The organism is Rhizobium sp. LjRoot98, from assembly GCF_964252935.1.
Taxonomy (GTDB): Bacteria; Pseudomonadota; Alphaproteobacteria; order Rhizobiales; family Rhizobiaceae; genus Pararhizobium.
On the sequence record NZ_CAXUPW020000014.1, the window covers coordinates 53,369 to 67,884 of the forward strand.

A 14,516-nucleotide genomic window follows, 5' to 3' on the forward strand; every position below is an offset into this window, starting at 1 on the left:
CGCGAGATGAAAGCACTGACCTGGCACGGCAAGCATGACATCCGCTGCGAAAGCGTTCCAGACCCCACGATCGAGGATGGGCGCGACGCCATCATCAGGGTGACGGCTTGCGCGATTTGCGGCTCCGATCTTCACCTCTACAACGGCATCATGCCCGACATGCACAGCGGCGATATCATGGGACACGAAACCATGGGGGAGGTCGTCGAAGTCGGTAAAGACAACAAGAAGCTGAAAGTGGGCGATCGCGTGGTGGTGCCCTTCACAATCGCCTGCGGTGAGTGCTTCTTCTGCAAACGCGGCTTCTTCTCCGGTTGCGAGCGGTCCAACCCAAAGCCCGAAAAAGTCACGAAAATGTGGGGCAATTCACCCGCTGGCCTGTTCGGCTATACTCATCTGCTCGGGGGCTTCAGCGGCGGCCAGGCCGAGTATCTCCGAGTACCCTACGCCGATGTCGGACCGATTAAGGTTCCTGATGGGCTAAGCGACGAGCAGGTGCTATTCCTGTCCGACATTTTTCCGACGGGCTACATGGCCGCCGATTTCTGCAACATTCATCCTGGCGATACGATTGCCATATGGGGCTGTGGTCCCGTCGGGCAGATGGCGATCAAGTCCGCCTTTATCCTTGGAGCGGAACGCGTCATCGCGATCGACACTGTTCCGGAACGTCTGGCACTTGCTGAGAAGTCTGGCGCAATTACACTCGATTACATGGACAAGGATATCTACGACCGGATCATGGAACTGACGAACGGGCGTGGTGCGGATGCCTGCATTGACGCTGTCGGAACTGAATCCGATCCATCGGCAAGCTGGGACGCCCGCATCGATCGCATCAAGGTCGCGACCTTCATGGGAACCGACCGTCCGCATGTGCTTCGTCAGGCAATCCATTGCTGCCGCAATTTCGGAACGGTTTCGATTGTCGGCGTTTACGGCGGGTTTCTCGACAAAATCCCGATGGGGTCGGCGATCAATCGTGGCCTGACCTTCAAGATGGCTCAGACGCCGGTTCAACACTATCTGCCGATCCTGATGGATCGCATTCAGAACGGCGAAATCGACCCTTCGTTCATCATCACCCATACGGGAAGCCTGGAGGATGGACCGGATCTTTACAAGACATTCCTAGACAAGAAGGACGGCTGCGTGAAGGTCGTTCTCAAACCGTAAGAAATGTGGAGATGATCATGGGAAACCCTCAAAACCAGCTTGCCGTCGTAACCGGGGCATCCTCCGGTATCGGTCTGGAGCTTGCGAAGATCGCGGCCGAAAAGGGCTACGACCTCGTTATCGCCGCCGACGAAGACGATATCGACCTTGCCGCGGAAATCCTGCGCTCCATCGGCGTATCCGTAGACGCAATGCAGGTCGATCTCTCCACCAAGGAGGGAGCGGCCGATTTCGCGAGGTTCATCACTGACAAGGGACAGCCAGTCGATATTCTGATTGCCAACGCGGGCAGGGGGCTCGGAAAGAGTTTTCTCGATCAGGATCTCAACCAGGCACTTGATGTGGTCGATACCAACGTAACCGGAACTATCGCGCTCATCCACACGGTGGGCAATGACATGCGGGCGCGCGGCTCAGGCAAGATCCTGATCACAGGATCGATTGCAGGGTTCATCCCCGGCACCTATCAGGCGGTCTACAACGGGACGAAGGCGTTCCTGAATTCCTTCTCGTTTGCCCTTAGGCATGAACTGAAAGATACCGGTGTCAGCGTCACCTGCCTGATGCCAGGTGCCACGGAAACCCGGTTCTTCGAGCGGGCGGACATGCTCGACACCGAAGTGGGGCAATCGGAAAAAGATGATCCGGCCGATGTTGCCAAGGCTGGGTTCGACGCCTTGATGAAAAACGAAGGCGACATCGTCGCTGGCTGGAAGAACAAGCTCCAGACGGTAATGGCAAACGTTACGCCGGCTGGAGTACTGGCCGAACAGCACGCCAAAATGGCGGCTCCCGGAACAACAAAGAGATAGGCTGTTACTGGTCCCGTTTGTGACGTCGCGACGGCAGGGAAGTGGTAGTTCTCGTCGCTAACTCACCATACGGCAGCACCGACGCCATCTCAATTTGTTCACGGTTCGGTTTTGTTGGTGTCGGTACTTCTCCAAGTCCGGCGACGGAGATCGAAGAAGCTATCCTTTGACCCCACGGCGCCGTCGTGGGGTAAAAGGAAATATAGCATGGAGCGACGGACAAGATGGTGATCCAAATGCCCAAACAGCGGCGTCTCGTCGTCGTCAGCGATTTTCAGGATGGGCAAATATGCGATCGGATTGTACCTGCGATTGATGATTTCCGCGAGCAGTGGAAGAGCGGGGCGCGCGGAAATCCCGTTATCAATGAAAATGGAAACCACAATGTTGCGGTTGAGGGCGGCTATCTTGAGCGCTTGCCACTGGCTTGCCTGAAGGCAGATATTGTCGATACTGTTGAGATATGGACGCACTGGCGCGGAGATTGCCCCCCGCCCGCCGATCTGCGGGCCGCGCCGGAGCTGGTCAGGCGCGCGTTCCAGATGAACGATCCCAAGGCACCGTTTTCATCCAACGACATGATGGCACATTTACTGACATTCGGCGCGCCCGAAATCCTATGCGTCTGGGGGCTTGGTATTGCTGAAGATCTCCTCATGGCCTGCAAAGACAGCTACAAAATCTATAACTCTATCGATGCGCCGGCATTGCGAATTCCGCCGGAGGTTAGCCGCCATTTTAATCTGATGCTGACCGGTGCCGCATGGCAGTCGGACGAGGTGAACAGCCGACATCCCGGGATGAGAACCGCCATTTTGCCAATCGGGCCGGAATTTGCGTCAGAAAGCATGTTTTTTCCTGTTGCGGGGCCAAAGCCATACGACATCATCTATGTCGCGGCAGCCCAGGACTACAAGCGGCATGACATCCTGTTTAAGGCCTTGGCAAAACTCCCGCGTTCCATCCGTGCGCTGTGCGTCTTCGGATATGGGGAACTGGCCGGGGAATTGCGCTGCCTTGCTCGAGAGCTGCAGATCAATGTAGACTTCGTGGGCCCACCAGGAGTTCCATTCATTGACGTCAACCGGCTGATGAACTCCGCTAAGATCGGTGTAGTTTGTGGTATCAATGATGGCGCTCCGGCGATCCTGACAGAGTATATGCTTGCCGGTCTCCCAGTTCTTGCCAACGATGCGCTTCGATGTGGCCTTCAATATATAACGCCGCAGACGGGCAGGGTCGCAACGTCCGACGCTTTTCACGAAGCAATTTTAGATATGCTGGCGACACTTCCCTCCTATTCACCGAGACAGACCGTCCTCGACAATTGGACGTGGCATCATTCCGTGCGCAAGTTGCAGGCGGCGATGGATTTTAAAGAAAGTTAGAATTGTTTTAAGAATAGTCCGGAACAAAGACTTGATATCGTAGTTTGCATCCGTCTCTCAATAGCGGATGTACAATGAATCTCTCCAGTTCGTTTATCCAAGCGCCACAGGCGGTGCCTGCTCGCAATGCGCCGCTGATTTGTTTTTCCCATCTACGATGGGACTTCGTTCTGCAGCGGCCACAACACCTGATGCAGAGGTTCGCAAGCGATCGGCAAGTCTTCTTCTTTGAAGAGTATATTCCGACAGACCATCATCTGGCATATCTCGAAATACATGCTTTCGAAGGTACCACTGTCAAGGCTGTCCGGCCCCGCATTCCGCACGGATGGAGTGAGGGTGATCGTGAAGAAGCTCTGCGTAAATTGCTGGATGAGCTTCTGGAGTTGAACAACGCCGCGCGTCCGATTTTGTGGTTTTACACACCGGTCATGTACGGTTTCGCAAGCCATATAGATGCCGGTGCAGTTGTCTACGACTGTATGGACGAATTGGCCAATTTCAAGTTTGCGCCGCCCGGCCTGAAAGAAATGGAAACAGCGCTAATTGCTCGGGCCGATGTCATGTTCACGGGAGGGCACAGCCTCTATGAGGCAAAACGCCATCTGCACGGCAGCATCCATCCTTTCCCGTCAAGTGTCGACGCCGCTCATTTTCAAAGGGCGCGGGATGATTCCGAAGAACCGTTCGACCAGAAAGTGATCACTGGCCCGAAAGTCGGCTACTACGGTGTAATCGACGAGCGGCTCGATTTGGCCCTAATAGGGGCGGTAGCCAAGGCCAGACCAGGCTTGTCGTTTATCTTCATCGGGCCTGTCACCAAGATAGCACCAGAGGATCTGCCCAAGGCGTCCAACATTCACTATCTCGGGCAAAAAAGTTATAAGGACTTGCCTGCCTACCTGTCAGGATGGGAGGCGGCATTGATGCCTTTTGCCCTGAATGAGGCGACAAAGTTTATCAGTCCGACTAAGACCCCCGAATATTTGGCCGCCGGTCGTCCTGTCGTGAGTACGCCGGTTACCGATATAATCCGGCACTATGGCCGTACAGACGGTGTCTTTATTGCGCGGGATGCCAATAATTTTGCCTCCGCATGCGATGATGCAATCGCATTGAAAAAAAAGCTGGACACCGGCTGGCTCGCAGCAGTCGATACCATGCTTCGAGGTTCATCCTGGGACGCGACATACTCGGCGATGAGCGCCTTGGTTGACGAAGCAGTCACGCGGCGCCTTCTGCCAGAGCGGAATGCGAAAGGCAATCATCATCACAACCTCTCACGCGCTAAACCTTCGGCCGATTATGATTACTTGATTGTCGGTGCGGGATTTGCCGGCTCGGTTTTAGCCGAAAGGCTGGCGTGCGATGGCAGAAAGCGGGTGTTGCTCTGCGACCGGCGGCCACACGTGGCCGGCAATGCCTATGATTTTCGCAATGACGACGGCATTTTGGTCCACCAATACGGCCCCCATATCTTCCACACCAACAGCCAAGAGGTTTTTAGCTACCTTTCTCGGTTTACCGACTGGAGACCTTACGAGCACCGGGTGCTTGCAGATGTCGGCGGTAGACAACTGCCTATTCCAATCAACAGAACGACGCTGAACGGTCTTTATGGACTTGATCTTGGCAGTGACGAACAGGCGGCACACTTTCTGGCCAGCCGTGCCGAGCCGTGCAATCCAATTGTAACATCGAGGGACGTAGTGGTATCGCAAGTGGGGAGCGATCTGTACCGGACCTTTTTCGAGGGTTATACCCGAAAGCAATGGGGACTTGATCCCTCCCAGCTCGACAAGTCGGTGACAGCCCGGATTCCGACACGGGTAAATACGGATGACCGGTATTTTCTGGATGCCTATCAGGCAATGCCCCGTAACGGTTACACGGAAATGTTCGAAAAGATGCTCGATCACGAGAACATCACGGTGATGACCGGGACGGAGTATTCGGCAATCAAAAACGATCGACTTGCCAAGCATACGATCTTCACAGGGCCTATTGACGAGTATTTCGATTTTCGGTTTGGACAGCTGCCCTATCGCAGCCTCAAATTCAGACACGAAACGCATGATGTCAGACGTCTGCTTCCTGTTGGAGTGGTCAACTATCCATCCGAATCCGTTCCGTATACCCGCGTTACCGAGTACAAGCATCTGACCGGCCAAATCCATCCCAAGACCAGTATTTCATACGAATTCGCCTGCGCTGACGGAGACCCCTATTATCCAATACCTCGGCCAGAAAATCAGGCGCTTTACAAGCAGTATGAAGCGCTGGCGAGAGAGCGTACTGACGTAACCTTCGTAGGCCGACTTGGAACATATAGATACTACAATATGGACCAGGTGGTGGGCCAGGCCCTGGCTACTTATAGGCGGATGGGCAAAACTAACTCAACTGCTATAGCAGCCAGCGCACAATGGTGAACAGAAACCGGTTGCGCATAGTCCTTGCGACGGACAGTCTCGACCCATCTGGCATGGGCGAGCATATGCTGACACTGGGCCGAGCGCTTCAGCCTCAGCTTGATGTGACGATAACCGCTTTGGAAGCGCTTGACGCAAACCTGCTGGTCAGAGCCGCTGCTGCCGGACTGGCGGTTAAGGCCCTTGATGAGGGTGGCGCGTTCGAAGAATGGCTGCATTCTTACGGTGCCTCCATTCTTCATGTGCATGCTGGCATAGGTTGGGAAGGACACGCAATCGCACAGGCGGGAGCGGCATGCGGCATCCCTGTCATACGAACAGAACATCTGCCCTATCTCCTGACGGATAGTTGTCAGATAGAGCAATATGCGCGGCAAAGCGCGGCTCTGTCGCATCATATCGTTGTATCTGAGGCGTCGCGGTCGGCTTTCGAAAACAACGGTGTTGCCTCCGATCACATGACCGTCGTGCGCAACGGGATCTTCCCACCGATTGTAGCTGGCCAGCCGGCACATGATGCCCTCGGCCTGGACGGAAAAGTCGTTCTGCTTACCGTAGCGCGTTTTGCCAAACAGAAGGATCACGCGACTCTGATCAGGGCGATGCCGGCGGTGCTTGCGGTCTACCCAACAGCGGTTCTGCTCCTTGCCGGTAGGGGTGAAGAACTTGAAGCGGTCGGCTCACTGGTCGAAGACTTGGCGCTAGGCCCGAATGTGCGGTTCCTTGGCCATCGCTGCGATATCGCAGAGATCATGGCCAGCGCTGACCTTTTCGTCCTGCCTTCGCTGTTTGAGGGGCTTCCTCTCGCGGTTCTCGAAGCGATGTCGCTTCGGCTGCCCATTGTAGCAACCCGGATCGCCAGCACGGTCGAGGCACTCGGAACGGATTACCCATTCCTCACGGAGTGCGGGAACCCCGCCGCTCTCGCTTCTTCAATACTCGATGCTCTCGCATCGCCCGAACGCACTCAGAGTGCGGCTCAGGCCAGCCAAGACCGGTTTTTTGCCGAATTTTCGGCACAGCGCATGGCAGATGAAACAGCCGCTGTCTACCGGCGGTTCCTTTCCGGGCAGACAGACAAGCAACAAGGACATGGTTTCATGAACAAGATACGTATCGGCTTCATCGGCGTCGGCGGCATCGCACAACGGCACCTCGATCTTCTGTCCAGCTTCGACGACGTGGCACTGGTGGCCTTCGCTGACCCCGACTTCGATCGTGCCATAAAGGCCGCCTCCCGATTTGGTGCGCGCGCGTTTGACAACCATAGCAGAATGCTGGTGGAAGAGGTTCTTGATGCGGTTTACATCTGCGTTCCACCGTTTGCCCATGGGGACGCCGAGCGCGATCTTATTGCACGCGGTATTCCCTTCTTTGTTGAAAAACCGATTACGCTCGATGTCGGGTTGGCCGAAGAATTGTCGGCGGCGATCGATCGCGCGAAACTGATCACAGCTGTCGGATACCATTGGCGCTATCTCGATACGGTGGAAGAGGCACGCAGAATTTTGGCCGACAATCCTGCTCAGCTTTTGTCTGGGTATTGGCTAGACCAGACGCCACCGCCGCAATGGTGGTGGAAGACCGATCGCTCAGGCGGCCAGATGGTTGAGCAGACGACGCATATCATCGATCTTGCCCGTTACCTGATTGGAGAAGTTACAGAAGTCTACGGGCGTACCGGCTTCAAAGACCGACCGGAGTTTCCTGGCCTCGACGTGCCGGCCGTCACGACCGCGAACCTCACCTTCCAGTCGGGCGTTATCGCCAACATTTCTTCCACTTGCCTTCTCGGATGGAGTCACAGGGTCGGCCTGAACATCTTCGCCGACCGGCTGGCGATCGAATTGACCGACCATGATATCATGGTCGATGTCGGCGCCGGCCGGCCCGTGCGGAACGCCGAAGGCGACCCGGTCTGGCGCGAAGACCGCGATTTCATCGACGCGGTGAGCGGCAGCGAAAATCATATCCGGTGCGACTATAAGGACGCGCTGGCAACACACAGGCTGGCGCTCGCCGTCGAAATTTCAGCGCGTTGCGGCGAACCGGTCAAGCTTTCCGTGCCGGTGCTGGACCGCAAGCCGGCCTCGCCGCTTAAGAACCCCCCGCAGAAAGAACTTCCACAGAGTCTGCCTCCGGGCCATCGTCACATTCGCTCGCTTGGGATCGAAAGTCGGGGAAAGCCTTACTTCCTGCAGTATGAAGAAGGCCCACCTGCTGACGGGCATGTCCGGTTGGAAACGCTTTACACCGGTTTTTCCGCCGGGACCGAGTTAACCTTCATGAAAAATACCAATCCCTACTTCCATTCCCGTTTTGACGGTGGCCGTGGGGTATTTATCGAACATGAACCCGACCTGCGCTATCCCGTGCCTTTCCTGGGTTACATGGAAGTGGCACGTGTCTCGGAGTCGAGAGCACCGGGCTTTGAGACCGGCGACGTCGTTGCCTCGAGCTACGCCCACAAAAGCGGTCATACGGCCGATCCCTTCCAGGATGTGCTGGTGCCATTGCCCGCCGGATTCGATCCAATACTCGGCATATTTGTCGCGCAGATGGGCCCGATTGCTGCCAATGGCATTTTGCATGCCGACGCGGATGCATTTGGAGCCAACGTATCGAGCTTCGGCGCGGGTATCGCGGGACGTAACGTGGTCGTGTTCGGTGCCGGCACCGTGGGTTTGATGACAGCTCTTTTTGCAGAGAAACGGGGCGCGTCAGGTGTCATCGTCGCTGACCCCTCGGAATTTCGCCGGGACAAAGCCCGTGCCATGGGCCTGATGGCCATGAGTGAAGAGGAAGTGTGGCATTATGCGAAATCGCGCTGGCATAACGGTGGCAACGATCGCGGCGGCGATGTGGTGTTCCAAACGCGCGCACATTCCCGCAGCCTGCATGTAGCGCTAAAAACATTGCGTCCGCAAGGTACTGTGATCGACCTCGCCTTCTATCAAGGCGGCGCCGATGCGTTGCGGCTGGGCGAGGAGTTTCATCATAACGGTCTCAACATCCGCTGCGCTCAGATTAATCGCGTGCCTCGCGGTCTGGAATCGCTCTGGGACAGGCGGCGACTGGCTGGCGAAACCGTGCAGCTGATGAAAAGTCACGGCACTCTCATTCGAGAGCATATGATTACCCATGTCGTCCCGTTTGACGACGGTCCTAAATTTCTCGCCGATTTGGTGGAAAACCGGCCGGAATTTGTGCAGATCGTTTTTAAGGTCCACGCATGACCCCGCAGGAACCGCCGATCCGCATACTCTTTGTCTTCGCGTGGCTGGTGGTCGGGGGCGAGGAAACCGAAGTCCGGCTTCTAGCAACACACCTCGATCAGGCCCGCTTCAAACTCGATGTTGTCGCATGCTTTCGCAAACCCAACATGCCGTTACAGACACATGAGCAACTCGCGGCGCTCGGCGTCGATGTCGATACGACGCCTTACGAACTTTCCTTTGAGGATACGGTTTCCTATCTAGCAGGCAAGATATCGGGCTATGACGTGGTAGTCTCATGCCAAAACGTCGCCGATATTTATCCTGCGCTGGAGCGTATTCATCTGCGGCCTGCCCTGATCGAGCATGGAGGCCTCGTGTCAGAAGCCCTTGCAGGGCCAAAACACTTCACTAATCGGTACGTTGGTGTCTGCAAATCTATTCGGGATGCCGCGGCCACCATTATGCCGGGACGCGAAAACGATGCGATCGAAATTCCTTCGATGGTCGATCTTTCGGAATTTGATCCCTTGCAAAGGACCGCCATGCGCGCGTCGCTCGCCATAGCGGAAAGCGATGTTCTGATCGCCTGGGTAGGCCGTCTCGACCCCAAGAAAAACGTCGATCAGTTCATTGAGGCCGCGGCGATCGTACATGCAGACGACACGACTTCGCGCTTCGTCATAGTCGGTGGTCCGGATGCATTCTTACCGGATTATGCCGAGCAGCTACGCTCACTCGCCGCCGCCCGCGGATTGACCGGTGCGCTGACATTTCTCGGCGATCGCACAGATATCCCAGCTCTCCTCTCCGCTTGCGACGTCTTCGCCTGGCTGTCGAAGGGAGAGGGAATGCCGCATGTAATTGCCGAGGCGGGTGCCGCTGGTTTGCCTGTCATCGCCACTCCCGACAATGGCGCCGTGCAGCAAATTGATGATGGCGTGTCAGGACTATTTGTACCGTACGACGACCCAGCAGCCGTTGCCAAGGCCATGAGGATGCTGATTTCATCCGCCCAGCTACGAAAGCGGCTTGGACAAGCTCTGCGGCGGAGGGTCGAAACGCACTATAGCGCTACCGCCGTCATTCCCCAATGGGAGAGGCTTATTCGGGACGTCGCATCCGAACGGGCTGGTTCGAAGCCCACAGGGCTGTTTCAATCATTTCTCCAGGGTGGCTTCGAGTGTTCCACGCACCGGATCCGTGCACGGCCTGGAGAAGCGATTGGAAGACGCCTCGATGTGATCGCTCAAACCGGGCATGATGTTCATGCAGCAAACGACTATACCCAACTGGCCCAACATTCGATGCACACCGTGCGCGACGGGTTGCGATGGCATCTGATCGAGGCAGTCCCCGGGCAATATGAGTGGTCGAGTTTCCTTCCTATGCTCAGGGCATCGACGGAGACTGGAACTCAGGTCATCTGGGATTTATTGCATTATGGCTGGCCCGACAGCATTGACATCTGGTCGCAGGATTTCGTCGCGCGTTTCGCACGCTTTGCCGGAGCAGTAGCGCGGATTGTAGCCAAGGAGAGCAACTCAGTGGCGTTTTATTGCCCCGTTAATGAAATCTCTTTCTTCTCGTGGGGCGGTGGCGACGCAGGCTATCTAAATCCTTTTGCCCATGGACGGGGTTTTGAGCTCAAAGTTCAGTTGGCGCGCGCTTCGATTGCTGCCATGGACGCGATTGTTTCTGTCGATCCGAGGGCGCGGTTCGTTCACTGTGACCCGGTAATCAACGTTGTCACCGATCCGGCCCGCCCATGGGAACGAAGAGTTGCCGACGGTCACCGTCAGTCACAATATCAAGGATGGGATCTGATCGCCGGCCGGATGTGGCCGCAGATCGGCGGCGCTGAAAAGTATCTCGACATCGTCGGCGTGAATTATTATCACAACAACCAGTGGATCCACGGAGGGCCTCCCATCGATATCGACCACCGACTTTATAAGCCGTTGCGCACGATCCTGGTCGAGACCTACGCCCGCTATGGGAAACCGATCTTTATATCGGAAACTGGTATCGAGGCAGAAAGACGCCCAGCTTGGATCACTTACGTTAACGCCGAGGTCCGCGCAGCCATGCGCAGAGGGGTTCCTGTCGAGGGTATTTGCCTGTATCCTATTATCAACCATGCAGGATGGGACGACGGGAGGCCCTGCGACAACGGGTTACTGTCGATGCGCTGCGAGGGAATTGAGCGGCAAGTATATGAGCCGCTTGCGCGTGCGTTGCGTGATATGCAACGGCTGTAAGAGCTGATCTTAAAGGCGGTCACCGAGCGATGAGGCTTACACCCATTCTTGACGATTTGCCGGATCGGGAAAGCGAACACGCCAGCGCTTACGTGGTTCGGCCCTCTCGTCGGGGAAAACGTATTCGTTTTGCCACATGACTGTCGGGTTTGGCCACTCCCGCTGGCCGTGAGAGCTCACTGAAATAGCCACAGCAGCAATTGTTCGGGCGCAAGAGCCACCGACTGCCGGAACAATGGCGTGACGGGACTATCGGCGATCCTCGTCCATAAGGCGGCCGATCTCGGTTTCCAGGTCGAAGGAGCGTGCAGGCTCAGCTCCAGCGGTCGTCTCCGTCTGTTGTAGAGCCTCAAATACGTGAGCATTGGTGTCTGCACGACGGGCGGCCGAGCGTTCGATAATTAAGGCACGGTAGCGCATTGCAACATCCGGCATTGTTATTCGCCCGGCAATCCATTCCTCAACCCATTCGTGGAACCGTGGGTCCTGCTCGATAGCATGGCCCGCCCGCTGCGCACGTTGAAACGCGCTCGCAGCCGCACGTCGTCTTATTTCTGCTGACATTTATCTCTCACATTCCCTTTAGCTCGATAGCGCTGAGAGAGGGCTACAAGGCGTTTACGGAAAACCCTCCCGGAGTGCCTGTGTTATTTCATCAGACCGGCTGCTCGCAATGCGTCCTCGATCGTGTTTTGAATTCCGCTTGTCGGGCCAGATGAGGACACTCGCGTCGTAACAGACATGGGCTGAATGGGTAGATTGAAATCAAGATCTTGTTCCTGTCGTCTATCGAACGATGCGACCAATCCCCAGGTCCGGGCTATATGAAATGTGGACGAAATACCGACGTCGAGCATATAGGGCCCGCTCCTTCCATAGCCGGACCTCGGATCGATCGGTGTCCCATGTCCCATCCCACTGATGCTGAAATGCTCGATGACAGCTCTTCCGTCGGCTGATTTCCAAGCTTGGCGGGTATGGCCATCAAACGTCTCGATGAGATCAGGCTTTGGTGGCACGTCATGAACGCCGCGCCATTGATCAATTATGAACATCGCGTTGGACGGAGCCACTGTTGCGTCCCGCGTCCCTTGCCATACCGAAATCGTTGGCCAGGGCCCCTTATGCCCTGATGCATTGCGGAGAAGAGATTGCAGTGTCGTCGCGTCGGGAGTGCCATAACCGCGCATCCGGTCAAATGCCGCTGGAATGGTCGTTGCCGTGCGATATGGAAGGCCAGCGATTATTGCGCCTCCAGCAAATACTTCGGGGTATGTTACGAGCATGACGTTCGCCATGGCACCGCCCGCAGATAAGCCGGTGATGAAAATGCGGCGGCGGTCTATATCATAACGTAGCGTTGCAGTCTCTATCATCTGTCGGATCGACGCGGCTTCTCCCCGACCCCGCCCGATGTCGTCAGGGACGAACCAGTTGAAGCAGGTGTTGGCATTGTTGCTCTGGGTCTGTTGAGGGAAGAGAACCGCAAAGCCGTAGTCGTCTGCTAGTCGTGACCATCCAGAGCCATAATCGTAGCCGCTCGCGGTCTGAGTGCATCCATGAAGGACGACGACGAGTGCGGAGTGGAGCGGCAACCTCGCGGGAATGTGTGCTCGCGCCTCCAATCCACCAGGGTTGGTGCCGAAAGGCCCAAGGTCCGACAATACTCCGTCAGGGTGGAATGCTTGGCCCTTAGCCGCGCGCAATTTACGCAACCGTTCGATCGTATCGGAAATGGATCGCATCTAAGGTCTCCCTCGCGGCTGACGACGACTGCCACGTGCCCCTCAACGCGTGAGAAGCGAGTTTGTTGCTGCACTGCACAAAGTTATTTTGAAACGTTTGGTTTTCGCATTCTTTCGGTCGTTCAATGCTTTACCGGCCGAACGCCCATAAGTCGCCCGATAGTATCGTCAAAAATGTACCGCTTTGAAATGAACTGATCATTCTAAGACACACCGATATCAGCTGAGGTCAGCCTGCCTCAAAGCCAACAATGCCCGGTCTGAGGCCTTGGTGGACGATATTAGGTCCGTCTTCAGTTGAAGGTTACGTCTGGCCGCAGCCAGACGGCGGAGCAAAGGCTCCGACGTTGACCACCGCGTAACCCCTGCTTGATCGGAAGTTTTGGGTCAGCCAATAGTCTCAGTCGGCAAATGCACCAGTGCACCGCAGTAGTGGCGGGTTACCTGCGTCATAGCAGCTTGGGTAACCTCGAGTGTCGACTTCATGCTTTCAGCTCTTCGGGCACGTCTGCTCCAGCCGCTGCTTCGGCACTAACGGGGGAAAGTTCAACTCGGTCGTGAGCACTGCTCGCGGAACTAAAGTTGTTCGTGGACATTTTTCACTTTTGCAGGAGAGAAGACAGATGGCGCCACGGGCGAACTGGAAGGGGTTTCTCAAGATCGGTGAGCTAACGTGCGCTGTATCGCTCTACACCGCCGCTTCAACCTCAGAGCGCATAGCTTTCCACACCCTCAATCGCAAGACAGGAAATCGCGTCCGTCGTGAGTTCGTGGATAGCGAAACCGGCAAGGTCGTGCAGCGGGAGGACCAGGTCAAAGGATATGAAGAGTCCGACGGCCACTACGTCGTCTTCGAGCCTGAAGAGGTTGCCGCGACAGTGCCGGACGCAGACAAAATACTCGACGCGGAAATGTTCATCAAGTGCGATGACATTGATGACGTCTATTTCGACAAGCCCTACTACCTCTCTCCCTCGGACAAGCAAAGTCTCGAAGTTTTCACTCTGATCCGTGATGGATTGGAAAAGAAGCAAGTCGCCGCCATTGCTGAAACCGTGCTGTTCCGCCGTGTCCGAAAGCTTTTGATCAGACCGCATGGAAAAGGGCTGGTCGCGTCGACCCTCAATTTCGAATACGAAGTCCGCTCGGCAGAAGATGCCTTTAGCGACACGCCAAAGCTTGAAATCGAAAAGGAACTGCTCGATCTCGCCGACCACATTATCGGCGGAAAAATGGGTAAATTCGATCCCAGCAAGTTCGACGATCGCTATGAACAGGCGCTTACGGATGTTGTGAAGGCCAAGCTTGAAGGTCGGAAGATCAAGCCGCGCCCCGCTCCAGAACCGGCGAAGGTCGTGGATCTGATGGATGCCTTGCGCCAGAGTGCGGGTATTAAGGCTGAAGCCAAAAAGCCGAGCAAAAAATCCAAGAAGAGCACCGGCACTCAACCCAAGAAGACTGCCCCGACCCGAAAGGCAGGCTGATGG

The 14,516-nt window shown here is 56.0% G+C and carries 9 protein-coding genes; 7 read left to right on the top strand and 2 right to left on the bottom strand.

The window, feature by feature from the left end; genetic code table 11:
- Positions 1-6: 6 nt before the first annotated feature.
- From ACSQ3J_RS27735 to ACSQ3J_RS27760, 6 genes are all read left to right on the top strand, one after another.
- Positions 7-1,176 (top strand): zinc-dependent alcohol dehydrogenase, encoded by a 1,170-nt coding sequence (locus ACSQ3J_RS27735; protein WP_060504203.1) that lies wholly within the window; start codon positions 7-9, stop codon positions 1,174-1,176.
- A gap of 17 nt (positions 1,177-1,193) precedes the next feature.
- Positions 1,194-1,988, top strand: a complete 795-nt coding sequence (locus ACSQ3J_RS27740; protein WP_436040764.1) for an SDR family NAD(P)-dependent oxidoreductase — start codon at positions 1,194-1,196, stop codon at positions 1,986-1,988.
- A gap of 224 nt (positions 1,989-2,212) precedes the next feature.
- On the top strand, positions 2,213-3,376 hold the full coding sequence (locus ACSQ3J_RS27745; RefSeq protein WP_436040766.1) for a glycosyltransferase: 1,164 nt from the start codon (positions 2,213-2,215) through the stop codon (positions 3,374-3,376).
- A gap of 74 nt (positions 3,377-3,450) precedes the next feature.
- Entirely contained in the window at positions 3,451-5,808 is a 2,358-nt protein-coding gene (gene glf, locus ACSQ3J_RS27750) for a UDP-galactopyranose mutase (protein ID WP_436040767.1), read from the top strand.
- Between the two features lie 65 nt (positions 5,809-5,873).
- Positions 5,874-9,044, top strand: coding sequence for a glycosyltransferase (locus tag ACSQ3J_RS27755; RefSeq protein ID WP_082512115.1), 3,171 nt, complete (start codon positions 5,874-5,876; stop codon positions 9,042-9,044).
- Complete coding sequence (locus ACSQ3J_RS27760) at positions 9,041-11,284, top strand: glycosyltransferase family 4 protein (RefSeq protein WP_060504206.1); 2,244 nt, start codon at positions 9,041-9,043, stop codon at positions 11,282-11,284. The genes ACSQ3J_RS27755 and ACSQ3J_RS27760 overlap by 4 nt, the downstream gene beginning before the upstream one ends.
- A 249-nt stretch (positions 11,285-11,533) precedes the next feature.
- Here ACSQ3J_RS27760 and ACSQ3J_RS27765 read toward each other — a convergent pair whose 3' ends face one another.
- Positions 11,534-11,848, bottom strand: a complete 315-nt coding sequence (locus tag ACSQ3J_RS27765; RefSeq protein ID WP_060504207.1) for a hypothetical protein — start codon at positions 11,846-11,848, stop codon at positions 11,534-11,536.
- An 83-nt stretch (positions 11,849-11,931) separates the two neighbouring features.
- Entirely contained in the window at positions 11,932-13,029 is a 1,098-nt protein-coding gene (locus tag ACSQ3J_RS27770) for an extracellular catalytic domain type 1 short-chain-length polyhydroxyalkanoate depolymerase (protein ID WP_060504208.1), read from the bottom strand.
- A gap of 623 nt (positions 13,030-13,652) precedes the next feature.
- Here ACSQ3J_RS27770 and ACSQ3J_RS27775 point away from each other — a divergent pair.
- Entirely contained in the window at positions 13,653-14,513 is an 861-nt protein-coding gene (locus tag ACSQ3J_RS27775) for a Ku protein (RefSeq protein WP_060504209.1), read from the top strand.
- Positions 14,514-14,516: the final 3 nt, after the last annotated feature.